The organism is Stenotrophomonas sp. 109824_Sma, from assembly GCF_056480025.1.
Genome location: NZ_CM151078.1, coordinates 754,998 through 781,018, shown reverse-complemented (window position 1 = coordinate 781,018; position 26,021 = coordinate 754,998). Strand labels below are relative to the sequence as shown.

The 26,021-nt window shown below is 67.2% G+C and carries 21 protein-coding genes and 1 riboswitch; of the genes, 8 read left to right on the top strand and 13 right to left on the bottom strand.

Translation table 11 applies throughout. The features are described from left to right. The first annotated feature begins 33 nt into the window (after positions 1–33). Positions 34–540, top strand: a complete 507-nt coding sequence (locus tag ACZK1G_RS03540) for an acyl-CoA thioesterase (protein WP_014036006.1) — start codon at positions 34–36, stop codon at positions 538–540. Between the two features lie 67 nt (positions 541–607). Here ACZK1G_RS03540 and ppc read toward each other — a convergent pair whose 3' ends face one another. Both ppc and ACZK1G_RS03530 read right to left on the bottom strand, forming a co-directional pair. After that, the gene (ppc, locus tag ACZK1G_RS03535) at positions 608–3,319 is read right to left on the bottom strand and encodes a phosphoenolpyruvate carboxylase (RefSeq protein ID WP_049444384.1); all 2,712 of its coding nucleotides are present in this window, start codon (positions 3,317–3,319) and stop codon (positions 608–610) included. A 172-nt stretch (positions 3,320–3,491) separates the two neighbouring features. Next, a complete protein-coding gene (locus ACZK1G_RS03530; protein ID WP_197622034.1) occupies positions 3,492–6,008 on the bottom strand; it encodes a S9 family peptidase in 2,517 nt (838 codons plus the stop codon). Positions 6,009–6,128: 120 nt separating this feature from the next. Continuing rightward, positions 6,129–6,212, top strand: a riboswitch (S-adenosyl-L-homocysteine riboswitch). A gap of 36 nt (positions 6,213–6,248) precedes the next feature. On the opposite strand from ACZK1G_RS03530, the gene ahcY reads away from it, so the two are divergent. From ahcY to ACZK1G_RS03515, 3 genes are all read left to right on the top strand, one after another. Next, positions 6,249–7,694: an adenosylhomocysteinase gene (gene ahcY, locus ACZK1G_RS03525; RefSeq protein WP_004154241.1), complete on the top strand. Its 1,446-nt coding sequence runs from the start codon at positions 6,249–6,251 to the stop codon at positions 7,692–7,694. A 279-nt stretch (positions 7,695–7,973) separates the two neighbouring features. Then, positions 7,974–8,447 carry a Cys-tRNA(Pro) deacylase gene (ybaK, locus tag ACZK1G_RS03520; RefSeq protein ID WP_014036002.1) on the top strand — a complete coding sequence of 158 codons (474 nt, stop codon included), beginning with the start codon at positions 7,974–7,976 and terminating at the stop codon, positions 8,445–8,447. Beyond that, the gene (locus ACZK1G_RS03515) at positions 8,447–8,932 is read left to right on the top strand and encodes a hypothetical protein (protein ID WP_049444793.1); all 486 of its coding nucleotides are present in this window, start codon (positions 8,447–8,449) and stop codon (positions 8,930–8,932) included. Before ybaK ends, ACZK1G_RS03515 begins: the two co-directional genes overlap by 1 nt. A 138-nt stretch (positions 8,933–9,070) precedes the next feature. Here ACZK1G_RS03515 and ACZK1G_RS03510 read toward each other — a convergent pair whose 3' ends face one another. Together ACZK1G_RS03510 and ACZK1G_RS03505 are read right to left on the bottom strand one after the other, a co-directional pair. Beyond that, positions 9,071–9,688, bottom strand: coding sequence for an energy transducer TonB (locus tag ACZK1G_RS03510; RefSeq protein WP_233490835.1), 618 nt, complete (start codon positions 9,686–9,688; stop codon positions 9,071–9,073). Positions 9,689–9,782: 94 nt separating this feature from the next. Then, positions 9,783–10,340, bottom strand: a complete 558-nt coding sequence (locus tag ACZK1G_RS03505; RefSeq protein WP_049425078.1) for a DUF3228 family protein — start codon at positions 10,338–10,340, stop codon at positions 9,783–9,785. Positions 10,341–10,476: 136 nt separating this feature from the next. Here ACZK1G_RS03505 and ACZK1G_RS03500 point away from each other — a divergent pair, with 136 nt between their 5' ends. Further along, the gene (locus tag ACZK1G_RS03500) at positions 10,477–11,994 is read left to right on the top strand and encodes an amidohydrolase family protein (RefSeq protein WP_101764937.1); all 1,518 of its coding nucleotides are present in this window, start codon (positions 10,477–10,479) and stop codon (positions 11,992–11,994) included. Between the two features lie 6 nt (positions 11,995–12,000). Here the strand turns inward: ACZK1G_RS03500 and ACZK1G_RS03495 are convergent, their stop codons facing one another. Genes ACZK1G_RS03495 through ACZK1G_RS03485 form a run of 3 tightly spaced genes read right to left on the bottom strand, consistent with a single transcriptional unit; the run spans position 12,001 to position 14,728 of the window. Continuing rightward, positions 12,001–12,732, bottom strand: a complete 732-nt coding sequence (locus ACZK1G_RS03495) for a LytR/AlgR family response regulator transcription factor (RefSeq protein ID WP_101764936.1) — start codon at positions 12,730–12,732, stop codon at positions 12,001–12,003. Then, positions 12,729–13,775 carry a sensor histidine kinase gene (locus tag ACZK1G_RS03490; RefSeq protein ID WP_101766373.1) on the bottom strand — a complete coding sequence of 349 codons (1,047 nt, stop codon included), beginning with the start codon at positions 13,773–13,775 and terminating at the stop codon, positions 12,729–12,731. The genes ACZK1G_RS03495 and ACZK1G_RS03490 overlap by 4 nt, the downstream gene beginning before the upstream one ends. A 26-nt stretch (positions 13,776–13,801) precedes the next feature. Next, positions 13,802–14,728 (bottom strand): alpha/beta fold hydrolase, encoded by a 927-nt coding sequence (locus ACZK1G_RS03485; protein ID WP_101764935.1) that lies wholly within the window; start codon positions 14,726–14,728, stop codon positions 13,802–13,804. Between the two features lie 203 nt (positions 14,729–14,931). Between ACZK1G_RS03485 and metF the strand changes: the two genes are divergently transcribed. Next, positions 14,932–15,759, top strand: a complete 828-nt coding sequence (gene metF, locus ACZK1G_RS03480) for a methylenetetrahydrofolate reductase [NAD(P)H] (RefSeq protein WP_049444801.1) — start codon at positions 14,932–14,934, stop codon at positions 15,757–15,759. Between the two features lie 40 nt (positions 15,760–15,799). Then, positions 15,800–16,384, top strand: a complete 585-nt coding sequence (locus ACZK1G_RS03475) for a DUF4124 domain-containing protein (protein WP_049444804.1) — start codon at positions 15,800–15,802, stop codon at positions 16,382–16,384. A gap of 72 nt (positions 16,385–16,456) precedes the next feature. Here the strand turns inward: ACZK1G_RS03475 and ACZK1G_RS03470 are convergent, their stop codons facing one another. From ACZK1G_RS03470 to ACZK1G_RS03460, 3 genes are all read right to left on the bottom strand, one after another. After that, positions 16,457–17,410 carry a Nudix family hydrolase gene (locus ACZK1G_RS03470; RefSeq protein WP_049444805.1) on the bottom strand — a complete coding sequence of 318 codons (954 nt, stop codon included), beginning with the start codon at positions 17,408–17,410 and terminating at the stop codon, positions 16,457–16,459. Positions 17,411–17,523: 113 nt separating this feature from the next. Further along, positions 17,524–20,256: a preprotein translocase subunit SecA gene (gene secA, locus ACZK1G_RS03465; protein WP_014035991.1), complete on the bottom strand. Its 2,733-nt coding sequence runs from the start codon at positions 20,254–20,256 to the stop codon at positions 17,524–17,526. Positions 20,257–20,531: 275 nt separating this feature from the next. Then, positions 20,532–21,488, bottom strand: coding sequence for a M23 family metallopeptidase (locus ACZK1G_RS03460; RefSeq protein ID WP_049443148.1), 957 nt, complete (start codon positions 21,486–21,488; stop codon positions 20,532–20,534). Between the two features lie 12 nt (positions 21,489–21,500). Between ACZK1G_RS03460 and ACZK1G_RS03455 the strand changes: the two genes are divergently transcribed. Continuing rightward, positions 21,501–21,950, top strand: a complete 450-nt coding sequence (locus ACZK1G_RS03455; protein ID WP_014035989.1) for a DciA family protein — start codon at positions 21,501–21,503, stop codon at positions 21,948–21,950. Positions 21,951–22,231: 281 nt separating this feature from the next. Here the strand turns inward: ACZK1G_RS03455 and lpxC are convergent, their stop codons facing one another. From lpxC to ftsA, 3 genes are all read right to left on the bottom strand, one after another. Continuing rightward, positions 22,232–23,143 (bottom strand): UDP-3-O-acyl-N-acetylglucosamine deacetylase, encoded by a 912-nt coding sequence (gene lpxC / locus ACZK1G_RS03450; protein WP_008267619.1) that lies wholly within the window; start codon positions 23,141–23,143, stop codon positions 22,232–22,234. 205 nt (positions 23,144–23,348) lie between these two features. Beyond that, the gene (ftsZ, locus tag ACZK1G_RS03445; protein WP_005415297.1) at positions 23,349–24,584 is read right to left on the bottom strand and encodes a cell division protein FtsZ; all 1,236 of its coding nucleotides are present in this window, start codon (positions 24,582–24,584) and stop codon (positions 23,349–23,351) included. A gap of 170 nt (positions 24,585–24,754) precedes the next feature. Continuing rightward, positions 24,755–25,990 carry a cell division protein FtsA gene (ftsA, locus tag ACZK1G_RS03440; RefSeq protein WP_005408083.1) on the bottom strand — a complete coding sequence of 412 codons (1,236 nt, stop codon included), beginning with the start codon at positions 25,988–25,990 and terminating at the stop codon, positions 24,755–24,757. Positions 25,991–26,021 lie beyond the last annotated feature (31 nt).

The following is a 26,021-nucleotide window of genomic DNA, read 5'->3' as shown; positions in this document are numbered from 1 at the left end:
GCCGGCACTACCGGTTGCCGATACAATCGCCGCATGTCGACCGAACTGAAAACCCACCAGCTGTCCATGACCGTGCTGATGTCGCCGGAGATGGCCAATTTCTCCGGCAAGGTCCACGGCGGCGCCATCCTGCGCCTGCTCGACCAGGTCGCCTACGCCTGCGCCAGCCGTTACGCCGGCAGCTACGTGGTCACCCTGTCGGTGGACCAGGTGATGTTCCGCCAGCCGATCGCAGTGGGCGAGCTGGTTACCTTCCTCGCCTCGGTGAACCATACCGGCACCTCGTCGATGGAGATCGGCATCAAGGTGGTGGCCGAGGACATCCTCAAGCGCAGCGTGCGCCACGCCAACAGCTGCTTCTTCACCATGGTGGCCGTGGATGAGGAAGGCCGGCCGACACCGGTGCCGCCCCTGCAGCCGGTCACGTCGGACGAGAAGCGCCGCCAGGCAGCCGCACTGATCCGCCGCCAGCTGCGCCAGGAAATGGAGCAGCGCCATCTGGAACTGCTGGCGTCGAACCCGCCGTCGCCGGAAGAATGAGGGCGTGCGGGGCAAGCCCCGCACCCACCGAGGCAGATAGCGCCGGGCCATGCCCGGCGGATGCGGATCAACCCGTGTTCTGCACGCCCTGCGAAACACCGTTCACGCAGGCCACCAGCGCGCGCAGCAACTCGTCATCCTCGCGCCCGCTGGCCCGCCATCGCTGCAACAGGTCCACCTGCAGCACGCTGATCGGATCGACGTAGGGATTGCGCAGGCGGATCGACAGCGCCAGCCGCGCATCGTGGTCGAGCAGCGTCTTTTGGTCCATCAGCGCCAGCAGCCAGTGCCGGGTCAGTTCCAGTTCGCGTTGCACCTGCGGGAAGAAACGCTCGTGCAGGTCGCCCGACAACAGCGAGAACTGCTTGGCAATGGTGATATCGCCCTTGGACAACACCATCGCGATGTCGTCCAGGAACGTACGGAAAAACGGCCAGTCTCGCGCCATGTCGCGCAGGGTCTGTTCGTGGCCGGCATCAACCGCAGCTTGCAGGCCACTGCCCACGCCATACCAGCCGGGAATCACGGCGCGTGCCTGGCTCCAGGCGAACACCCACGGAATCGCACGCAGGTTGCCCAGTGCAGCGTCCTGGCCGAGCCGGCGCGATGGCCGCGAGCCCAGCGTCATCCGCTCGATCACGTCGATCGGCGTGGCGGTGCGGAAGTAGTCCATGAAGCCGGCCTGGCCAACGAACGCGCGATACACCTCGCTGCTGGCAGACGCCACCGCGTCCATCACCGGGCGCCACTCATCTTCGCGGGGTTCGGCGGCGCGCGGCCGCAGGCTGGCGCGCAGCACCGCACCGGTGGCCTGTTCCAGCGAGCGCAGCGCCAGCGCACGAATGCCGTACTTGCGATGGATCACCTCGCCTTGCTCGGTCACCCGCAGGCGGCCATCGATGCTGCCGCGCGGCGAGGCATCCACCGCGTGCGTGGTCTTGCCGCCACCGCGGCTGATCGAACCACCACGGCCATGGAAGAAGGTCAGGCGGATGCCGGCCTCGGCCGCCACCTCCAGCAGTTCCACCTGCGCTCGCTGCAGGCCCCACCGCGAAGCGGCGATGCCGCCGTCCTTGCTGCTGTCCGAATAGCCCAGCATCACCATCTGCACGTCATCACGTGCGTGCAGGTGTGCGCGGTACACCGGGTCGGCCAGCAGGTCGCGCAGGGTCGCGGTGCCGCGCTTGAGGTCGTCCACGGTTTCGAACAATGGCGCAATATCCAGCGGCACCGAACCGCCCTCTTCCACCAGGCCGCCACGGCGTGCCAGTGCCAGTACCGCCAGCACATCGCTGCGGTCATGCGCCATCGAAATGATGTAGCTGCCCAGCGCATCGCCACCATGGCGCGCACGGGCATCGGCCAGTGCGGCGAACACGGCATCCAGTCGCCGGTTGCCTTCGTCGTCGCCCTTCGGCAACGGCGCGTCACCACTGGCATGCGGCGCCAGCAGCCGCGCGCGACCCAATGCATCCAGACCGTCCCACGCTGCGTCGCCGCCCAGCACGGTGGCCAGCGCGCGCGCGTGCACGCTCGATTCCTGGCGCACGTCCAACCGCGCCAGGTGGTAGCCGAACGTCTTGACCCGCCATAGCAGGCGCTGCACGGCGAAGCCACCGGCATGTTCGCCGCGGTTCGCGCGCAGGCTGTCGAGGATCAGCTGCAGGTCGTCGATCAGTTCGTCAGGACCGGCGTAGGCGCCTTCGCCGTCATCCAACGTGGCCTGCAGGCGTGCGCGCATGCGGTCGTTGAGCAGGCGGTACGGCATGTCGGCGTGGCGCGGACGCGACTGCACCTGCGGCAGCAGCTGCTGGTAGTGCGCCACGCGCGCCTGCAGCGCCTCGCTCACGCCCACCCGCTCGGTGGACTGGCTGAGCAGGCTGGCCAGCTGCAGCAGTTCCTTCTGGTAGCGCCCGAGTACCGCCTGCCGCTGCGCATCCAGCGTATTGCGGATGGTGTGGGCATCCACGTTCGGATTGCCGTCCATGTCACCGCCCACCCAGGTGCCGAATCGCAGCAGGCGTGGCAGCGGCAGTTCCTCGCCGTAGGTATCGCGCAGCGCCTGCTGCAGCGATTCGTACAGCACCGGGATCACCCGGTACAGCACCTGCACCAGATAGAAACCGACGTGCTCGCGCTCGTCATCCACGGTGGGCCGCACCGGCGAGGAATCGGTGGTCTGCCACGAAGCGGTCAGCGCCATGCGGAAGCGCGCGGCATCGGCGGCCGCTTCCCCCGGCGTGCGCCGGCCGTCGAGGTTGTCGACCAGGCTGGCCACCATCAGCTGCTCTTTCTCCAGCAGCGCGCGGCGCACGGCCTCGGTCGGGTGCGCGGTGAACACCGGCTCGATGTCGATGCGGGGCAGCCACTGCGCCAGCTCGTCCAGGCCCACGCCCTGCGCCTTCAGGTGCTGCAGCGCATCCTGCAGGCCGTCGGGCTGCGCCCCGGCGGTACCGGCACGCTGGTAGTCACGGCGACGGCGGATGCGATGCACGCGCTCGGCGATGTTGACCACCTGGAAGTAGGTGCTGAAGGCCCGCACCATGGTCTCGGCCTGCTGCGGCGTGCGCCCGGCCAGGCCTTCGGCCAGCTCCGACAGTGGCGCCTGGTTCTCGCGCCGGGCGATGGCGCGGGTGCGCACGTCTTCGACATCGTCGAGGAAGGCTGCCGATACCTGCTCGACCAGCAGGTCACCGACCAGTGCGCCGAGCCGGCGCACGTCATCGCGAAGCGGAAGATCGGGGGAAGCAAACTCGATGCTGCTGCGGTACTCGTTCATCGGCGACGCACAGGCCTCGGTCAACGGATCCAGACCCCAAGCCTAAACCAGAACGGGCGTCGTGCTGCGATGCAAAAATGGTTTCATCTGGTAGTGCCGGCCGCTGGCCGGCAACCTCAGGTTGTGTAGCTCCATGAGGTTGCCGGCCAGCGGCCGGCACTACCGGGTCCGGTCAGCGCTTCTTCTTCGCCTTGCCCTGCCCAGCCGGGCCGATGGTCTGCTCCAGCCAGCGCTCGCTTTCGGCCAGCATGGTCATGATCGATTCGCGTGCGCGGTAGGCATGCGACTCATTCGGCAGCATCACCAGACGCGCGGTGCCGCCCAGGCCCTTCACCGCCGCGAACATGCGCTCGCTCTGGATCGGGAACGTGCCGGAGTTGTTGTCGTCCACGCCGTGGATGAACAGGATCGGATCCTTGATCCTGTCGGCGTAGTTGAACGGCGCCATCTTCTGGTAGACGTCCTGCGCCTGCCAGTAGTTGCGCTCCTCGGCCTGGAAGCCGAACGGGGTGAGCGTGCGGTTGTAGGCGCCGCTGCGCGCGATGCCCGCCTTGAACAGGCGCGTATGCGCCAGCAGGTTGGCGGTCATGAACGCACCGTAGGAATGGCCACCAATGGCGATGTGATCGCGGTCGGTCACGCCACGGCGCACCACTTCATCCACGGCGGCCTGCGCGTTGGCCACCAGCTGTTCGATGTAGGTGTCGTTCGGCTCCTTGTCACCCTCGCCGATGATCGGCATCGACGGGCTGGCCAGCACCACATACCCCTTGGCCAGGAACGCCTGCGGGCCCCAGTAGCTGACCGCATTGAAGCGGTACGGCGAATCGGTCACCTGGCTGGCCGCGGCCGCGCTCTTGAACTCACCCGGGTAGGCCCACATCAGCAGGGGGCGCGGGCCGTCGCGCTTCGGGTCGTAGCCCGGCGGCAGCAGCAGGGTTGCGGTCAGGTCGACGCCGTCCTTGCGCTTGTAGCGGATCTGTTCCTTCTGCACGCCCTTCAGCTGCGGCAGCGGATGCGCGAAGTGGGTCAGCGCACGCGGCGCAGCACCGGCATCGGCCAGCGACTGCACGTAGAAGTTGGCCGGCTCGTCCGGGCTCTCGCGGCTCAGCAGCAGCGAACTGCCCTGGTTGTCCAGCAATGCCGCCGGCAGCGAATAGCTCGGCGCCTGCGAGTGGAACAGGCGCGTTGCCTTGCCCGTGGCGATGTCGAAGCGGTCCACGAACGGACGGTCGCCTTCCGGCGAAGCACCGGCACCGGCCAGGTACAGGCTGCTGCCATCGGGGCTGGTCTGCAGCAGCGAACGGCCCCGCTCGTCACTGGCCAGCAGCGGCCGGCCCGGATCGGCATAGCGGTCTTGCGCATCGCGGTCCCACAGCAGGCGCGGTTCGGCGCTGGCATTGTCCGGGGCGATCAGCCAGGTCTTGGTCTTGCGGGTCTTCCACCACGATTCGGTCAGCAGGGCCAGGTCACCGCGGCCCCAGCTGATGCCGGCCAGGCGGCTGCCAAGCTGGGCCAGCGTCACCGGCGGCGTGTCGAACGGCGCGGCCTGCATCAGCACCGCATCGCGCACCTTGGCGTCCTTGTTCGGGTCGCCACCATCCTGCGCTTCGGCCCAGACCAGGGTCGCTTCGGCATCACCACGCCAGCCGATGTCACGCACGCCGGTCACTTCGGCATCGTTGCCGGTCGGCAGGCCTTCCACCAGCGGTCGCACCGCCACGGTGTGCACCAGCTTGCCGCTGGCACGGTCGATCACTTCGATGCGGCGCGGGAAGCTGCTCACCGGCACCACGTAGGAATGCGGACGCTGCACCGGTTGGCGCAGCACGAAGCGGCCATCCGGCGACACCGAGAAGCCCATGAAGATGCCGGCCGCGCCGATCGCCCGGGTGGTGCCATCCAGGCTGACTTCCACCGGCTGGGTGGTGGCGTAGTAGTCGAACTGGCGCGCGTCGGCTTCGTTCTTCAGCAGGTCCTGGTAGGTACGGATCGACACCACGCCATCGCCCTGGCGGGTCTGCTGTACGGCGGGGCCGGTCGGGATGCCGTCGGCGGCCGGGGCCGCACCGAGGTTGGCCGGGCGGGTGAACACCACCAGCCCGCGGCTGTCCGGCAGCCACTGGTAGCCGCTGCCGATCACCGTGTTCAGGCCGGCAACGAGGCGGCGGGCACTGCCGCCGGCCACGTCCACCAGCCACAGTTCGTTGGCGCCGCTGGCGGCGTCGACCTGGTTGAAGGCCAGCCACTTCTGGTCCGGCGACCACATCACACTGGCGATCGACAGCTTGGCCGGCAGGCCGCCGATCGGCCGTTCCTTGCCATCAGCCACGTTCATCAGCCACAGCTTCTCGCCGAAGCTGAAGCGGCTGTCGGAGAACGTGCGCGGGTTGATGCGCAGGCCGGCCAGCTTCAGTTCCGGCTGCGCCACCACCTGGATCGACGGCAGCGACGGCATCTGCATCAACGCGGCCACGTCGCGGCGTGGCGACAGGTACAGCGACGGCGCGCGCGGTGCATCGACCACCGCCTGCAGCGCCGCCGACGGCAGTTCGTAGCCGTTGACGCCCTGGGCTTGCGTCGCCGCAGGCTGCGGGGCCACCGCCCAGGCCAGCGGGGCCACGGCCAGCAGTCCCATCGACAGGACCAGGCCGGTCCAGCGCCGCGTACGGCGCGCGTGCATGCTCATCGTTCCACCTGTGTGATGCGTGAAAACACCGACCTTAACAGGCCGTGCACGCCCGCCCATCTGCCGATGGTTGGGTCATCCGGATGTCATGCCGGGGCCGCGATATAATGGGGGTTCTCCCCTGCCGAGGGGCGCTGCGACCGGATCCGATGAGGCCCGGCCAGGCTCGGTGAGGTGGCTTTGTAACAACGGCGCCCGGCTAGATGCGAGCACCCGCTCGCCCACAACCGGAGCACACGAATGAATGCTGTTGCCAAGACCTTCTCCACCGAAGGTGATTACAAGATCCGCGATATCACGCTGGCCGACTGGGGCCGCAAGGAACTGGACATCGCCGAGCACGAAATGCCGGGCCTGATGTCGATCCGCCGCAAGTACCAGGCCGAGCTGCCGCTGAAGGGCGTGCGCGTGACCGGCTCGCTGCACATGACCATCCAGACCGCGGTGCTGATCGAGACCCTGAAGGACATCGGCGCTGACGTGCGCTGGGCCTCGTGCAACATCTTCTCGACCCAGGACCACGCGGCTGCCGCCATCGCCGCCACCGGCACCCCGGTGTTCGCCTGGAAGGGCGAAACCCTGGAAGAGTACTGGGACTGCACCCTGGACGCGCTGACCTTCACCCTGGCCGACGGCACCCTGACCGGCCCGGAGCTGGTGGTCGACGACGGCGGTGACGTGACCCTGCTGATCCACAAGGGCTACGAGCTGGAAAACGGCAGCGACTGGGTCAACACCGCCTCGTCCTCGCACGAAGAACAGGTCATCAAGAACCTGCTCAAGCGCGTCGCCAAGGAGCGCCCGGGTTACTGGGGCCGCGTGGTCAAGGACTGGAAGGGCGTCTCGGAAGAGACCACCACCGGCGTGCACCGCCTGTACCAGCTGGCCCAGGCCGGCACCCTGCTGATCCCGGCGATCAACGTCAACGACTCGGTCACCAAGAGCAAGTTCGACAACCTGTACGGCTGCCGCGAGTCGCTGGCCGACGGCCTGAAGCGCGCGATGGACGTGATGCTGGCCGGCAAGGTGGCCGTGGTCTGCGGCTACGGCGACGTCGGCAAGGGCTGCGCCGCTTCGCTGCGTGCCTACGGCGCGCGCGTCATCGTCACCGAGATCGACCCGATCTGCGCCCTGCAGGCGGCGATGGAAGGCTATGAAGTCAACACCATCGAATCGACCCTGGGCCGTGCCGACCTGTACGTCACCACCACCGGCAACAAGGACATCATCCGCATCGAGCACCTGAGCGCGATGAAGGACCAGGCCATCGTCTGCAACATCGGCCACTTCGACAACGAGATCCAGGTCGACGCGCTGGTGTCGTTCGCCGGCATCAAGCACGTCAACATCAAGCCGCAGGTGGACAAGTACATCTTCCCGAACGGCAACGCGATCTTCCTGCTGGCCGAAGGCCGCCTGGTGAACCTGGGCTGCGCCACCGGCCACCCGAGCTTCGTGATGTCCAACAGCTTCGCCAACCAGACCCTGGCACAGATCGACCTGTGGGCGAACAAGGACAGCTACGAGAAGAAGGTCTACCTGCTGCCGAAGAAGCTGGACGAAGAAGTGGCCCGCCTGCACCTGGAAAAGATCGGCGTGAAGCTGACCACCCTGAGCCAGGAACAGGCCGACTACATCGGCGTGCCGGTGGAAGGCCCGTTCAAGCCGGACCACTACCGCTACTGATCGTGCCGGGGTCGGATCCCTTTCCGCAGGAAAGGGCTCTGACCCCAGCAATTGAAGCAGAAAGAACGGGCGCCTTCGGGCGCCCGTTCTGCGTTCGCGTGTGGCCGTACACCACGTATCCACGCATGGCGTGGATCTACTGATCGTCCGGCCCCAGTAGATCCACGCCATGCGTGGATATCCCCGGCCAACCCCCGGTAGATCCACGCCATGCGTGGATGCTCCACCCGCAATAGCCTCGGTCAAGGCAACACCCCTGCCCCGCGCTAGGATGCACCCATGACCCCGGCCATCAACCTGCTCAAGCGCGAGAAGATCGCCCACACCGTGCGCAGCTACGTGCACGACGCCCACGCCGAATCCTATGGCGGCGAAGCCGTCGACAAGCTCGGCCTCGACCCCGCCCAGGTGTTCAAGACCCTGCTGGCCAGCACTGAAGCACATGAACTGCTGGTGGCAATCGTGCCGGTCGCCGGTCAGCTCGACCTGAAGGCGCTGGCCGAAGCCGCCGGCTGCAAGAAGTGCGAGATGGCCGCTGCTGATGCCGCACAGCGCGCGACCGGGTATCTGGTCGGTGGCATCAGCCCGCTGGGGCAGAAGAAGCGCCTGCGCACCTTCCTGGACGCCAGTGCCGAAGCGCTGCCCACGCTGCATGTCAGCGCCGGGCGCCGCGGCCTGGAAGTGGAATTGGCACCGGCCGATCTGCTGCGCCTCACCGCCGGCCACTACGCTGCCATCGGCAAGTCACGCTGATGCGCTGGCCGTGGTCTGCAGCGCCGATACCCCGGCTCGACGATGCACAGGCCGACGTGCTGCTGCAGGACCTGTTGTCGCGCGACGGCACGCGCATCACCGACGCCGCACGCACGGTCGCACGGCTGTTCAGCGCGCCCTCGCTGGATGCATTGGCCGCATACGCGGAATTGATTGAACAGCGCTGCCAGGGCGTCGCGCTCGGCGGCATGCTGATCAGCAACCAGGCGCATCTGAAGGCGGCCCTGCGTCGGCTGCATTACTGGCACGCGCGCGAGGGGTGCCTGTGCGCGCTCAATCCCGGCTACCCGTTCTTCGATCCGCGTCGTCTGGTTGAACAGGGCCAGATGCAGCTGCGCTCGGTGGAAGAAGCCGAAGACGGCTGGGGGGATTGCCACATCGTTACGTGCGAACAGTGCGGCCAGCATTGGCGGGCCATCGACCGCGAGTACCACTACCCGTGGTGGGAATGGATAGCCGCCTGACGGGACTGCAGCCACGCATGGCGTGGCTCTACTGCGGCCCGGTAGATCCACGCCACGCGTGGATGGCATGACCACGCGGAACCGCACCTTCATCAACCGCATTGCCACACGTAGATCCACGCCACGCGTGGATGGCGGTCACTCCACCAGCGCGTACCGCATCGGCACCCGCACGATGGTCAACTCCGGCACTGTGCTCTCTGCTTCGGCACGGACGAAAGGCCAGCCACGCAGCTCGTCCACCGCCGCTTCATCCAGCAGCGCATGGCCGCTGGATGTCTCCACGATCACGGCGGCAACCGTCCCCTGCGCATCAATCAGTGCCTTCAGCAGGCTGCGCCCGGAAAGTCCCTGCTGCACGGCCGCCGGCGGATAGTGCGGCGACACGCCGCGTGCCGGCTTCCACGCAACACCCTCACCCGCGAACAGATCGCGGCTGCCGCGCGCCGCGCAGTGCTTCGGCAGGCGCAACTGCAGGGAAAGCCGCGTGTCGTCCACGCTCACCTCCGCCGGCGCCGCGCAGGCGTGTTGCGTGAGCACCTCCAGCATCCGCTGCTGCCGAAGCAACGCCTTGCCGTTGGCCGCCTCCACCTCCACCACGCAACGACCGCCCTCGGGCTGCATCGACAATGCGGTCACCACCGCATCGCGCAGCGCGGGAACGGCTGCCAACGACGAGCATGCAATGTCGACAGATGGCTTCGCTGCCAGTACAGGGGTGGCGGGCAACGTGCCCGCCAGCAACACCAGGACCATCCTTGCCCAGATAGCCATGCCTTGCCCTCCATGGGTTTGCCTGGCCCGATCATAGAGCAGCCAGGCATGATCGGCCGATACGTCCCCTCCAGGTTCAGGGTCGCCAGTTGGCGTTGTTCTCCCAGAACGCCACCGAGCGCTGGTAGGCCTCCCGATCCAGTGGCACGCCGGAACCGCCCTCCTCCACGCCCAGCGCATTGCGCATCATGGTGATCGGCGCCATCGGTACCTCTTCCGGTTCGGCGGTGTAGATGCAGCCGACAATGCCCCAGTCGGCCTCGATCGGTGAACCTTCCTTCGCCAGCTGCCCGGCACTGTACAGGATCACCACCAGGTAGTTCGCACGCGGCGATTCCACGCCCTCGAACCAGCGCACCAGTACCGGCAGTTCCTCGCGGTTGCGCGCTTCGTAGCCGCTGCGCAGCTGGTGGCGGTTGGCCTCGGTGACCGGCACCGTCAGGCAGCGCGTGCTGGTCCAGTTCTCGTAGACGAACAGCTTGCAGAACGGCGCGTAGCCGTCGAGCACCTTCAGCGGCGCGTGCGCATTGAGGTGTGCCTCGAACTGCTCGGCAGTGCAGTCCTGGATGGTGTTGCCGCGCGGCACGCGCGGGAACAGGCGGGGACGGGCGAAATCGGTGAGGACGATGGACATGGCATGGCGTGGTCAGGAGTTCCACCGCACAGGGTAACCGCCCCGGAGGCAGGCAGGGCCGGATGCCGATGGTCACTGGCGCCCGCGTCCGGCTTGCAGCACTCTGCGGGCGACCCAATGCAAGGATCGCCGGCTCATGGATGCAGCACGCGCGTTGCCCCGTTCCGCCCGCCGTCGGCGATGGCCGATCGCCCTGGCCATCCTGCTGCTGGCGCCGCCAGTGCTGTTCGCCGCCGCCCTGCTCTGGCCGCTGTCGGCACCGCCGTTGCCCGAGCCGGGCAACAGCCGCGTGATCGTCAATGCCCGCGTAGTGGATGTCGAGCGCGGCCACGTCAGTGAACCGACCACGGTGACAGTGCGCAATGGCACGATCACCGCCATTGGCAAAGTGCCACGGGACACAACAATGCCCGTTCTTGATGCCGGTGGCCGCTGGCTGCTGCCCGGTTTCTGGGACATGCACACCCATGCACTGCAGGTGTCGCCGCAACTGCAGTTCCCGCTGATGCTGGCCAACGGCATCACCGGCACCCGCGACATGATGGACTGCCCGCAGGCCACCGATCTGTTGATCGCCTGCGTGGCCGACAAACGCCGCTGGACCGCACAGGCCATTGCCGGGCAGCAGGTTGCGCCGCGCTTCGTGCAGATCGCCAGCTTCTACTTCGAAGATCCGTCACTCGCGCCGGAGGCCGCCGCTGCGCGTGCACGCACGTACAGCGCGCGCGGCATCGACGCGTTGAAGGTCTACAACCGGCTGCGTGCGGATACCTACCAGCGGCTGGCTACCGAGGCGCAGCAGCTGCGTCGCCCGCTGGTCGGCCACCTGCCCAAGGCCGTGCCTCTGGAAGACGCGGTGCAGGCAGGCCAGCGCAGCTTCGAGCATGCCCATCTGTTCGTACGCCACTGCTTCGACAACGCGGCGGCGTGGCGGGGTGGCACGCTCGACAGCGAGGATCCAACCGCGCTGGCCGAACGCATGGTCGGCGGCTACCAGCCCGCGCTCTGCAACGAGGCGTTCGGTGTGATGCAGGCCAGTGGTGCCGCGTTCGTGCCGACGCACGTCACCCGCGAGGAAGACGCACGCGCACGCGACCCGGCCTTCGTCGACGATCCACGCCTGGCCTATCTGGATCCACTCTCACGCTGGGCGTGGCGTGATGACCTGCAGGCCACCGTGGCGCGCTACCCCGGCCTGCGCGGCGAAGACGCACTGAAGGCCTACTTCGAGCACGGGCTGGCGCTGACCGGCGCCGTGCATCGTGCAGGCGTCACCGTGCTGGTCGGCACGGATACTGGGCTGGGCGGCTTCCGCTACCACGATGAACTGCAGTGGCTGCGGCAAGCCGGCCTGAGCCAGGCCGACGTATTGCGTGCAGCCACGCTGCAGGCTGCGCGCCATCTGCAGCTGCAGGCATCGCACGGCAGCGTCGAGGTCGGCAAAGCCGCAGACCTGGTGTTGCTGGATGGCAACCCGCTGCACGACACCGCCAATACCCGCCGCGTGCATGCGGTGCTGCTGGCCGGCCATCTCTACGACCGCCCGCGGCTGGATGCGCTGCTGGCCTATGCGCGCAGGCAGGCACGTTCGCCCGCCGTGATGGCGCGGTTGTTGTGGGGCTTCCTCACCAGCCCGGTCAGTGCCGAGCTGTAGCGGCAGCTACAACGCCATCCGCTCGCGCAGTTCACGCGCCTGCCGCCGCGACACCTCCACCTCGCTGCCATCATCCAGCGCCAGGTCGTAGCCGTCGCCGATGCTGGGCGACACGCCACGGATACGGCGCAGGTTGACCAGCGTGTTGCGGTTGGCGCGGAAGAACAGATCCTGCGGCAGGCGTGCTTCCAGCGCGCTCAGGCTGCGGGTCAACAGCGCGTTCTGGTCGCGGAACCACAGCCGCGTGTAGTTGCCATCCACCACCAGCCGACGGATCTCGGAGACCGCCACGAACCAGCAGCGTTCACCCTCGCGCACGAACACCTGATCCTGCGCACCCAGCGTGCTTCGCAGTTCCGGCGCGCCGCTCGCCACCACGTCGCGCTCACGCGCCCGCTCCAGCGCTTCCAGCAGGCGCGGTGCCTCCACCGGCTTCACCAGATAGTCCAGCGCGTTGGCCTGGAATGCGCGTACCGCATAGGTGTCATAAGCGGTAACGAACACCACCGCCGGCACCGTCTCCAGTCCATCCAGCACATCGAAGCCGCTGCCGGAGGGCATCTGCACATCCAGCAGCACCAGGTCCGGCGCCAGCGTGGCGATCGCCTCGCGTGCGGCCGGCACATCATCGGCCTCGCCTACGCACTGCACCCAGGGCAGCGCTGACAACAGCGTACGCAGCTCCTGCCGCGCCAGCCGTGCGTCATCGACGATCAACACGCGCAGCATGCCACTCATTGCGGAACCTCCAGCAGGGCCTGCATGCGGTCACCGACCGGCTGCAGCACGAATCGGCCACGCGCGCCCAACTGCGCACGCAGGTAGGCCAGGCCGACACCATGGCCATGGGTGGGTTCGCTGCCGGTTGAAAGTGGATTGTCCACCTGCAACCGCAGCACGTCATTGTCCAGCGTGGCGCGGATCTGCACCTCGCCGCCGCCGGGGCGACTGGCGATACCGTGCTTGATCGCGTTCTCCACCAGCAACTGCAACGCCATCGCCGGCAGCTGTGCCTGCATGGCATCGCCATCGATCTGCTGCCGCACCTGCAGGCGCTGTTCGAAATGGACCGCCTCGATGGCCAGGTAGTCGTCCACCACCGCCAGCTCCTCGGCCAGCGTCACCTGTTCGCTGCGGTTGTGCGCCAGCGCCTGGCGCAGCGTGCGCGACAAGCGGGTGACCATGTCACGGGCCCGTTCCGGGTCTTCCAGGATCAGCGCACGCAGGTTGTTCAGCGCATTGAACATGAAGTGCGGGTTGAGCCGCGCACGCAGCGCATCGCGCTCCAGGGCGCTGCGTTCGGCCTCGGCGCGCAGGCGTTCGAGTTCCGCGCGGCGCGCCTGGCGCAGGCTGTGCAGGCCTGCCCACAGCGCGGTCCACAGGCCCAGCAGCAGCACGGTGTTGAGCAGATAGGCCAGCCGTGCCACCGGGCGGAAGTCACCCGGCTGTCCACCGAAATCCACCCAACCCAGTGCCAGCGCCGGCTGCAGCACGGCCATCAGCAGCAACTGTGCCAGCAGCGCGCCCAGCAGCACCGCCAGCGCAAGCCGCAGTACCAGCGCGCCAAGCTCCCGCTGCCACCAGCGGCGCCGCAGGGCCAGTGCACGCACGCCCGCACTGATACCCCACAGCAGCACGCCCAGGCCGACGCTGATGAGCGTGCCACCACTGCTGGCACCGCCGCCGAAGGTGCTGGTCATCGCCAGGCTGAGCGCGCAGAACAGCGCCCAACCGAGGGTGTTGATCAACCAGAAGCGCAGTGTGGAAGTCGAATCGGGCATGGCCATGGCCGGAGCGGTCGGAAGGATCAGCGGTGGCTGTCCAGGAATGCCTGCACCTGCCCACGCAGCCACTGCGGATCATCCCACATCAGGAAGTGGTGGCCGGTCGCGCTCAGTTCGACGCGCACACCGGGCAGCGCGGCGTACTGCGACTGGAAGATCGCACGCGCCGATGATTCGGTCGCACCGAGTGCCTGGTAGGACGCCCAGGCGCCCAGGACCAGCGTAGGCGAGTGGATGCCGGCCACTTCGCTGCGCAGGTCGGTCACCAGCAGCGAGTACATCGCATCGGCAGTGGTGGCGCGATCGCTGTCATGGCCCCAGCGCTTCAGTTCGGGCAGGCGCGCGGTGCTGTTGGTCAGCGGGGCCAGCGCCGCCTCGGCCTGCGCCTGGTAGCTGGCCGGGTCTGCAGCCAACATCGCAGTGCGCATCTGTTCGGCCATCGGCTGCACGCTCCGTGCGGTCGCCTGCGGGTTCTGCATGCCTGCATAGAAGGGCAGCGAATCGACGATGACCAGCGGCCCCAATGCGTCCGATTCCTTCACCGCCATCTGCAGCGTCAGCACGCCCCCCAGGCTGTGGCCGATCACCGCCGGATGGTCCAGCTTCTGGTCATGCACATAGGCCAGCAGCTGGTCGCGCATGGCCGAAAGGAAATCCACCGGCCGCGGGTCTGCCGGCACTGCGCCGGCAAACCCCGGCAACTGCACCAGGTGGCACTGCACGTCCTTCAACGCGCGGCAGGTCTCGCGCCAGACCTCGGCGCTGCTGTTGAGGCCGGGAATCATCAGCAGCGGGCGGCCCTTGCCGACCACCTCGACCTGCACCCTGCCAGCGGTCGAGCCGGTGGCGGCATGCGCGGAACCGGAGCCGAGCACGGCCATCGCCATGCCGATCATTGCCAGCCGGGCCAGGGCCTTCATCGCGTACCAGAGTGCCAGGAAGATCTTCATCGTCTGCTCCTTCATCAGGTGGGTGGTGCCGGGATGGGATCAGCGTGCCGCCGGCCACGGCATCCGGGTTGCGATTCCGGAGCAGCGGCCGGTCAGCAGGGCGAACGGTCGCGCTCCACGGATGACCTGCCCTCACGCCTCAATCGCACATCCATCTTGATGAAGCGATATACTGATCCGCACCCGCCGCTGCCGCCCGTGCCATGACCGCCATCAGCTTCGAGTTCTATCCACCCAAGACCGACGAACAGCGCAGCCAGCTGGACCGCGCCGCGGCCAGGTTGAAGGACTACGGCCCCGAGTACGTGTCGTGCACCTTCGGTGCCGGTGGCTCGACCCTGAGCTACACCTCCGAGACCGTGCGCCACCTCAACCAGCACCATGGCTTCGATGCCGCACCGCATCTGTCCTGCGTCGGTGGCACCCGCCAGGAAATCCGCGAGCTGCTCAAGCTGTACCGCGCCATCGGCTGCCGCCGCCTGGTCGCGCTGCGCGGCGATCTGCCGTCGGGCATGGGCTTCCCCGGTGACATGCGCTATGCCGCCGAACTGATCGACTTCATCCGCGACGAGCACGGCGATGCGTTCCATATCGAAGTGGGCGCGTACCCCGAAACGCACCCGCAGGCTTCCGACGCACTGGCCGACCTGAAGCACTTCAAGGCCAAGATCGACGCCGGCGCCGACGCGGCGATCACCCAGTATTTCTACAACCCCGATGCGTACTTCCACTTCGTCGATGCCGTGCGCCGGCTCGGCGTGCAGGTACCGATCACGCCCGGCATCATGCCGATCGCCAACTTCAGCCAGCTGCGCCGCTTCTCCGAGCAGTGCGGTGCGGAAATCCCGCGCTGGATCAGCCGCAAGATGCAGGCCTATGGCGATGATGCCGAATCGGTGCGGGCGTTCGGTACCGAAGTGGTGGCCAAACTGTGCCAGCGCCTGATCGAGGGCGGCGCGCCGGGCCTGCACTTCTACACATTGAACCTGGCCAAGCCGACCACGTCGGTGTTGAAGCTGCTGCACGGCTGAAAGCACGCCATGCCACCGCGATCGGCGCTACCCTGCGTCGATGAAACGGTTTTCCTTCCTGCTGTTGCTGCTGTCGTTGTGTTCGGCATCGAGCGTGGTCCATGCGCAGTCCCCACGCTTGAACCGCTGCACCGACGCGCAGGGACAGAGCGTGTATACCGACCGTCCCTGCGACAGCGTTGGCGCCCAATCGCGACTACCACCGCCCGCGCCCACAGGCAGCACCCTACCGCGCGACACCCTGGGTGCGCGCTGCCCACGGCGCCTGAGCGAGCTGGTGGAGGCACTGCGCACCGGTATCGTCAGCCACGATGTGAACCGGCTGTCCTCGCTGTACCTGTGGGGTGCGGTCTCCGATGCGGGCGCGCAGCGCATCCTCGGTCAACTCGAATCGCTGGCACGACGGCCGCTGGTGGACGTGGTGCCGGTGTATCCGTCACAGGGGCTGGCGTCCTCGCAGGAGGAGGGTCAGAGCCCTGCGGCGCAGGGATCCGACCCTGAGCCGCCAGCGGCACGGCATCCGGTCGGCCTGCGCCTGGAGCAGACCTTGCCCGGCAGCGTGTCGCGCGCTTCGACCGTGCTGGGGTTGCGCCGGCAATACGGGTGTTTCTGGATCACGTTGTGATCGGGAGGGGTCGGATCTCGGCCATGGGGTCAGAGCCCTGCTGCGCAGGGATCTGACCCCGCGTGCGCGGCGTTACCCTGGCCACAACCCGCGAATCGCAGCGATGCCCTGCCCGCCATGCCGGCGCGCTTCGGCGATGTGGCCAGCGGCCATGCCGCCCAACGCGTAGATCGGCAGCGACACCTGCGCGCGCAGTGCGGCGAAGGCCTCCCAGCCCAGCGGCGCCGCTTCGGGATGGCTGGCCGTGGCCTGCACCGGGCCGAGCACCGCGAAGTCGCAGCCCAGCCGCTGCGCTGCCTGCAGCTGCTCCAGATCGTGGCAGGACGCGGCGACCAGCTGCCCTTCCGGCAAGGGCCGTTCCTGCAGGGCCAGCAATTGCTCGCTGCCCAGGTGCACGCCCACGCCCAGTGCGCGTGCCAACGCGATATCACGGTTCAGCAGCCACTGCACGCCGCGGCGATGCGCGCGCACGGCCTGTTCGATCATGGCCTGCCGCTGCGGATGTTCCGGCGGCAGGCGCAGCTGGATGCGCTGCTGGCCCGCCGCCACTGCCTGCTGCAGCCGGTCATGCCAGTGCTGCACGCCGCCGGCATCGTCGGCCGGCGCTGGCGTGATCAGGTAACGGTCCGGTTGGCGCAGTGCGGCCACCACCGGCAGGTCGGCCGGCGGCATCGAATAGCGGCCCAGCTTGTCCTGCGCCACCCAGGTGATCGCCTGGCCTTCGCGCCCGCGCGGTGTGCCCTTCCAGCTGCGCACGTGGCGCACTTCCAGGGTCAGGAGCTTGTCTGGATAACGCTGCGGCACGTCCATCAGCCAGGGCCCGACATCGGCCTCGATGCCCAGCTCTTCGCGCAGTTCACGCACCAGCGCCTGTTCGGAGGTCTCGCCGGATTCGCGCTTGCCGCCGGGGAACTCCCACAGACCGGCCATGTCGCGATTCTCGGTACGGCGGTTGAGCAGCACGCGGCCACGGGCGTCGGTGATGACGGCGGCCACGACATGGATCGATCGGGTGGGGGAAGGCATGGGGGAAGCATGCCCAGAACAGGGCGGGCCACGCAATCTCGGATCCGGCCGGATCAGCCCCGCGAAACAGCCGCCATGAAAGAAAAGCCCCGCTTGCGCGGGGCCTTTCGGGGTCAGCTCAGCTGGCCGTGGCAGTGCTTGTACTTCTTGCCACTGCCGCACGGGCACGGATCGTTGCGGCCGATCTTCGGCTCGTCGCGCTGCAGCGTGGCCACGCCCTGCTGGGCGGCTTCGACCTGCGCGGCTTCCTCGTCGGCGCTGTAGCCGCCCGCATCCTGGTGCTGGAACTGCGACTGGCTCAGGCGCGCCTGCACCTGCTGGCGCTCGGCCGCTTCCAGGGCCTGCACTTCCTCGTCGCTGCGGATACGCACGCGGGCCAGCAGGGTCACCACTTCGCGCTTGACGTTCTCCAGCATGTCCGAGAACAGCTCGAAGGCTTCCTTCTTGTATTCCTGCTTCGGCTGCTTCTGCGCGTAACCACGCAGGTAGATGCCCTGGCGCAGGTAATCCATGCGCGCCAGGTGCTCCTTCCAGCTCTGGTCCAGCACGGTCAGCATCACGTGCTTCTCCAGCGCGCGCATGGTCTCTTCGCCCAGGCCGGCTTCCTTCTCGGCGAAGTGCTGGTTGACGCGCTCCTGGACCTTGGTGGCGATGGCCTCTGCGTCCAGCTCTTCGTGTTCCTTGACCAGGTCGGTCAGCGACATCTGCAGGCCGAAGTCCGACTCCAGGGTCGCTTCCAGGCCGCGCAGGTCCCACTGCTCGTCGATCGAGTTCGGCGGCACGAAGCGCGCAACGATGTCGAAGATCACGTCGTCGCGGATGCCATCGACATTCGCCTTCACCGACTCGGCATCCAGCAGCTCGTCGCGCTGGGCGTAGATCACCTTGCGCTGGTCGTTGTTGACGTCGTCGAAGTCCAGCAGGTTCTTGCGGATGTCGAAGTTGTGGGCCTCGACCTTGCGCTGCGCCTTCTCGATCTGGCGGCTGACAAGGCGGTCCTCGATGACGTCGTCTTCCTTCATGCCCATCATGCGCATGGCCTTCTGCACCCAGTCGGAGGCGAAGATGCGCATCAGGTTGTCTTCCAGCGACAGGTAGAAGCGGGACGAACCCGGGTCACCCTGGCGGCCCGAACGGCCACGCAGCTGGTTGTCGATACGGCGCGATTCATGGCGCTCGGTGCCGACGATGTGCAGGCCGCCCGCGGCCTTCACTGCATCGTGGCGCTTCTGCCATTCGGCCTTGACTGCGGCCTTCTGCTCGTCGGTCGCGTCCTCGCCCAGGGCGTGGATCTCGGCTTCCAGCGAACCGCCCAGCACGATGTCGGTACCACGGCCGGCCATGTTGGTGGCGATGGTCACGGCGGCCGGACGGCCGGCATTGGCGACGATGGTCGCTTCGCGGTCATGCTGCTTGGCGTTGAGCACTTCGTGCTTCACGCCGGCCTTGCTCAGGTGCTCGGACAGCATTTCCGAGGTTTCGATCGAGGTGGTACCCACCAGCACCGGCTGGCCGCGCTTGGCGCACTCTTCGATGTCGGCCAGCACCGCATTGAACTTGCCCTTGCGGTTGAGGAACACCTGGTCCGGGCTGTCCTTGCGGATGGTCGGGCGGTTGGTCGGGATCACCACCACTTCCAGGCCGTAGATGCTCTGGAATTCGAACGCTTCGGTATCGGCCGTACCGGTCATGCCGGACAGCTTCTTGTACATGCGGAACAGGTTCTGGAAGGTGATGCTCGCCAGCGTCTGGTTCTCGCGCTGGACCGGCACGCCTTCCTTCGCTTCCACCGCCTGGTGCAGGCCGTCGGACCAGCGGCGGCCGGCCAGGGTACGGCCGGTGAACTCGTCGACGATGACCACTTCGCCGTCGCGCACGATGTAGTCCACGTCACGCTGGTAGATCGCGTGCGCGCGCAGGGCGGCATTGAGGTGGTGGACCACGGTCAGGTTCTGCGCCGCGTACAGGCCTTCGGTCTCGCCGTCGAGGATGCCGGCGTCGACCAGCAGCTGCTCGGCGTGCTCCATGCCCGCTTCGGACAGATGCACCTGCTTGCCCTTCTCGTCCACCCAGAAATCGCCTTCGCCGTCTTCCGCTTCCTGCTTGACCAGGTGCGGCACGACGCGGTTGACGCGGATGTACAGCTCCGGGGAATCATCGGCCGGGCCCGAGATGATCAGCGGGGTACGCGCTTCGTCGATCAGGATGGAGTCGACTTCGTCGACGATGGCGTAGTGCAGGCCGCGCTGGTAGCGGTCGGCCTTGGACAGCGCCATGTTGTCGCGCAGGTAGTCGAAACCGAATTCGTTGTTGGTGCCGTAGGTGATGTCGGCCGCGTAGGCTTCGCGCTTGTCGCTGTGCGGCATGCCCGGGTACACCACGCCCACGCTCAGGCCCAGCCAGTTGTACAGCTTGCCCATCTGCGCGGCGTCGCGGCGGGCCAGGTAGTCGTTCACGGTGACCACGTGCACGCCCTTGCCTTCCAGCGCGTTGAGGTACACCGGCAGGGTCGCCACCAGGGTCTTGCCTTCACCGGTGCGCATTTCTGCGATCTTGCCCAGGTGAAGCACCATGCCGCCGATCAGCTGCACGTCGTAGTGGCGCATGCCCAGCACGCGGCGACCGGCTTCGCGGCAGACCGCGAACGCTTCCGGCAGCACCTTGTCCAGGGCTTCACCGCCGGCGATGCGCTGCTTGAACTCCGGCGTCTTGGCCTGAAGCTGCTCGTCGGAAAGCTTCTCGATCTCCGGCTCCAGCGCATTGATCTTGGCGACGATGCGGTTGAGCTGGCGCAGCTGTCGTTCGTTACGACTGCCAAATACGCGGGTAAGCAGGCTGTTGATCATTGAAGGAACCGGGTTGGATGGACACGACGCCCGGCCTCCCCCTTGGGATCCGTCCGCCGCAAACGAAACAGGGCGCCTGGCGCCCTGTCGATGGCAACACCCATTGTAGCTTGGGACGGCCGCGAGGGGTTTCAACCCCGTGGGGTAGTGCCGGCCGCTGGCCGGCAACCTCGTTCGGGCCCCGCAAAGGAATTGCCGGCCAGCGGCCGGCACTACCAGATCAACCGCATCGGGTCAGAGCCCGTCCGCGGCGCGGAAGGGATCCGACCCGGGCATCAGCCGCGGCTGATCCGGCCGACCGGCGTGTTGCCGCCGTCGCCGAGGAACTTGCGCGGGTTGACCACGTTGCCGTTTTCCCACACTTCGAAGTGCACGTGGGCACCGGTCGAACGCCCGGTGGAACCGGCCTTGGCCACTTCCTGGCCGGCACGGACCAGGTCACCGGCCTTCACCACCAGGCGCGAATTGTGCGCGTAGCGGGTGACGTAGCCGTTACCGTGGTCGACATCGACCACGTTGCCGTAGCCGCCCTTCACGCCGGCGAAGCTGACCACGCCTTCGGCGACGGCCATCACCGGGTCACCGACCTTGGCGTGGAAGTCCATGCCCTTGTGGGTGGCGGCACCGCGGCCGAACGGGTCGGCACGGGTGCCGAAGCCGGAGGTCACGTAGCTGTTGCGGATCGGCATGCGCGAGGGCACGGCGTTCTGCTGCAGTTGGTGGTCGAACATCAGCGATTCCATCACCGACAACTGGCGGCCTGAAGCAGCAAAGCGCTGCTCCAGCACCTGTAAGTCGGCGTTGACGTCCTTGACCGGGATGTCACTGGTCGGGCCGCCTGCGTCGCCGTCACCGAGGCCGGGGGTCTCGTTGAAGTCGAACTCGCCGTCTTCCAGCTTGCCCATCTGGGTCAGCCGTTCGCCGAGGGCGTTGAGGCGGGTGGCCTGGGCCTGCAGCTCGCCGAGGCGGGCGGCCAGCGCGTTGACCTGGGTCTGCGCATCGCGCTTGACCTTGGCCAGCTCCGCATCCTGGCGGTCGACCTTGGCCTGCAGGCGCGAATCATTCAGCGCACTGGCGCCAATGCCGCCGGCAAGGCCGATAATGCAGCCTACCCCGAGCACGCTGCCCAGCAGGGCACGGGGGCGGTCCTCGAAATAGAACCGCAAACGCGCGATCGGCGACGCCTTGGCCTGTCCTTCACGCGTTTTGATTACGATCTTTTTGAATGCCATCAGTGAGTTTTCATGTCTGAGCCGAAATCCAGCGTTCGCCCCGCGTCAGTGCCGAAACCGGCGCTGGATGCGGTGATGGCGGACAAAAGCGGGAACCCGCTGCGGCGTGCCTTGTGGCTCGACGCGCTGGACCGTCAGTTGCGCCCCCAGTTGCCGCCACCTCTGCGCAGCCGTTGCCGGCTGGCCAATGTGGACGGGGAACACCTCGTTTTTCTCGTCGAGTCCCCGGTCTGGCATGCCAAGTTGCGGCTTGCCGAAGCCCAGTTGCTCGACGCGGCCCGTTCCATCGGGCTGAAGGCCACCAGGGTGACCATCAAGACTGCGTCCACCACTCCCTCACGCTCCCCAGCGATCGACAACCGGAATGGCCCCCACGCAGTTTCAGCCGCCACGCACAAAGGGCTACGCGACGCCTTGGCTTGCCTGCAGGACATTCCCTCGAAGCCGAAGAAACGGTCCTGATGGCAACGGAGCATCCGGCTCCGCTCCCCGTCGCGCGTGTCACCACGGCGTGAAACATTTCGGGGGCCGGGTCGCATCCTAGCTGCCATCCGGGGGCCTGTCGTTAGATTGGAGTTAAAACTTCGTTAAATTCAGGCTTCCGATCCAACAGGTTCACAAAACCGTGACCTTGAACCGGCCTTGACGCCTTTCAAGCACGCTGAATGCGTCGCCGGCGCCGGAAACAACAACGCCGCCCTGGAAGGCGGCGTTTTTATCTTGAAATTCAACGATCTACGGAATCAGGCGTAGGCCGGGGTGGCATATTCCACCGGATCCGGGGTGGCCGGCGAGTCGAAGCTGACCCATTCCCAGGCGCTGGCGTCGGCCATCAGGGCCCGCACCAGCTTGTTGTTGAGCGCGTGACCGGACTTGAAGCCCTCGTAGGCGCCCAGCACCTGGCCACCGGCCAGGTAGAGGTCGCCGATGGCATCAAGGATCTTGTGGCGCACGAATTCGTCGGCGTAGCGCAGGCCGTCTTCGTTGAGCACGCGGAACTCGTCCAGCACGATGGCGTTGTCCATCGAACCGCCCAGGCCCAGGTTGCGCTCGCGCATGTATTCCAGGTCGCGCATGAAGCCGAAGGTGCGCGCGCGGGAAATTTCCTTGGTGTAGGCCAGCGTCGAGAACTCGATTTCCTGGCGCGACTGCTTGGCCGGGATCATCGGGTGGTCGAACTGGATGGTGAAGCCCAGCTTGTAGCCCTCGTACGGGGTGAATCGGGCCACCTTGTCGCCCTCGGTCACTTCCACGGTCTTCAGCACGCGGATGAAGCGCTTGGGCGCATCCTGCTCCACGATGCCCGCCGACTGCAGCAGGAACACGAACGGGCCAGCCGAACCGTCCATGATCGGCAGCTCGGCCGAGGACAGCTCAACGATGATGTTGTCCACACCCAGGCCGGCCAGCGCCGACATCAGGTGTTCGACGGTCTGGATCTTGGCGTCGTTGCAGGTCAGGCCGGTGCACAGGGTCACTTCGGTGACCAGTTCGGCCTTGGCCGGCACTTCCACGACCGGGTCCAGGTCCACGCGGCGGAACACGATGCCATGGTTGACCGGTGCCGGGCGCAGGGTCATGTAGACCTTGTCACCGCTGTGCAGGCCAACGCCGGTGGCGCGGATCGTGTTCTTGAGGGTGCGTTGCTGGATCATGGGGGATGGACCGGAAGTGACACATTAGATTAACACGCGCACTCCCCTACCCTGGCTGAAACGCCAGTTGCAGCCACCGGCAGGACGCACCGGCACGCCGCTGGGACGCGCGTGAAGCAGGGCGGCCGGGCCCATCCTGGCCCGGCGCCCGCGTTTTCAGGACATGGTGACGCAACCCGGGGAGGACAACCCCGGGCCGCCCCGCTTAGTCCGCCTGGCGGCGCAGGAACGCCGGGATGTCCAGGTAATCGTTCGGCAGTTCCGCCGCTGCCGGGGCCGAAGCGGCCGGGGCCGACGGTGCGGAGGCCGCTGCGGTATCGCTGCTGGCGCGACGCAGGCCCAGGCCCATGCCGCCCACCGCCTTGGAGACGGCATCGCCGCCGTTGTCGAACTCGCCGAACTCCGGCTGGCCGGTGGTGGCGTTGCGGACCAGCTTGATCGGCGCACGCTCGCCCGGACGCTGGGTCTTGCTGGCCGAGACGCGGTTCAGGCCAGTGGCCACCACGGTCACGCGCACTTCGTCCTGCATGTCCGGGTCCAGCACGGTGCCGACCACCACGGTGGCGTCTTCGGAAGCGAAGCCATCGATGGTGCGGCCGATCTCGTCGAACTCGGCCATGGTGAAGTCGGCACCGGCGGTGATGTTGACCAGGATGCCGTTGGCGCCGGCCAGGTTCACATCGTCCAGCAGCGGGTTCTGGATCGCCGATTCGGCAGCGGCCTGGGCGCGGTCATCGCCACGGGCGGTGCCGGTACCCATCATCGCCAGGCCCATTTCGGACATGACGGTGCGCACGTCGGCGAAGTCGACGTTGATCAGGCCCGGACGCACGATCAGGTCGGCGATGCCCTGCACGGCGCCCTGCAGCACGTCGTTGGCAGCGCGGAAGGCCTGGATCATGGTCGCGTTGCGACCCAGCACGGTGATCAGCTTCTCGTTCGGGATGGTGATCAGCGAGTCGCAGTGCTGGCTCAGTTCCTCGATGCCCTTCAGCGCCACCTGCATGCGGCGACGGCCTTCGAACGGGAACGGCTTGGTGACCACGGCCACGGTCAGGATGCCCATTTCCTTGGCCAGCTGTGCCACCACCGGCGCGGCGCCGGTGCCGGTGCCGCCGCCCATGCCGGCGGTGATGAACACCATGTCAGCGCCCTGCAGCGCGTCCATGATGCGCTCACGGTCTTCCAGCGCGGCCTGGCGGCCGACTTCCGGGTTCGCGCCTGCGCCCAGGCCCTTGGTCACGTTGGTACCCAGCTGCAGCTGCAGCTTGGCACCACAATTCTTGATGGCCTGCGAGTCGGTGTTGGCGGTGATGAATTCCACGCCATCCACCGCCGAGTTGACCATGTGCGCCACGGCATTGCCGCCGCCGCCGCCCACGCCAACCACCTTGATCACCGCATTGGGTGCCATCTTTTCGATCAGTTCAAAATGCGCCATGTCCGTGTCCTCGTTGTATCCGCTTTGGCTGGCATGGGCATTCGGGCGTCCTGCCGTCCTGCTGCATGCCGACGTTGCGGCTGTGTGGGTTGTGTGTTGCCGGTATTGCGTTGTGATGCGGGTACTGCGGGTGTTGCGCCCGGGCGAGGCCCGGGTTTACGGGTTCCGCGTCAGAACTCGCCGCGGAACCAGGTCTTGAGTTTCTTGAACATGCTTCCGGCGCGCCCGGTCGGCAGTGACGGCCGCCGCGGATGCTCGATCTGGCTGCCCATCAGCAGCAGGCCCACGCCAGTGGCGTGCACCGGATTGCCGACCACTTCGCCCAGGCCGGTGACGTGCTGCGGGATACCCACGCGCACCGGCATCTGCAGCATTTCCTCGGCCAGTTCGACCACGCCTTCCATCTTCGAAGCGCCGCCGGTCAACACCATGCCGGCGCGCACCAGTTCCTCGAAGCCGGAGCGGCGCAGTTCGGCCTGCACCATCTCGAAGATTTCCTCGTAGCGGCCCTGCACGGCCTGCGCCAGCGAGTGACGCGGCATGCGGCGCGGCGGGCGGTCGCCCACCGACGGCACCTGGATGCTCTCCTCGGCCGTGGCCAGCTGGGCCAGGGCGCAGGCATAGCGCACCTTGATCTGCTCGGCTTCCGGGGTCGGCGTGCGCAGCATGTGCGCGATGTCGTTGGTCACGTGGTCGCCGGCGATCGGCAGCGAGGCGGTGTGGCAGATCGCGCCCTGCACGAACACGGCGATATCGGTGGTGCCGGCACCCATGTCGACCAGCACCACGCCCAGCTCGCGCTCGTCGGCGGTCAGCACCGCCACGCTGGAGGCCAGCGAGGACAGCACCAGGTCGTCCACCTGCAGGCCGCAGCGCTGCACGCACTTGCTGATGTTGGCCGCGGCCGACTGCGCGCACACCACCAGGTGCGCATGCACTTCCAGGCGCACGCCGGTCATGCCGACCGGGTTGCGGATGCCTTCCTGCGAATCGTCCAGCACGTACTCGCGCGGGATCGCGTGCAGGATCTTCTGGTCGGCCGGGATCGCCACCGCCTTGGCCGCGTCGAGCACGCGATCCAGGTCGCCCCAGGTCACTTCACCGTCGCGGATCGGGACGATGCCCGGCGAGTTCTTGCACTGCACGTGGTTGCCGGAGATCGAGGCGTACACCGAGCGGATCTCGCAGCCGGCCATCAGCTCGGCTTCTTCCACCGCGCGCTGGATCGACTGCACGGTCGATTCGATGTCCACCACCACGCCACGCTTCAGCCCGCGCGATTCGTGCGAGCCGATGCCGATCACTTCGATCGGGTTGCCCGGCGAATACTCGCCCACCAGCGCCACCACCTTGGAGGTGCCGATGTCCAGGCCAACGATCAGCGATTTGTCACCCTTGCGATTCATGTCCTTTCCTGCGTGCTTCTGGCCGGGGTCG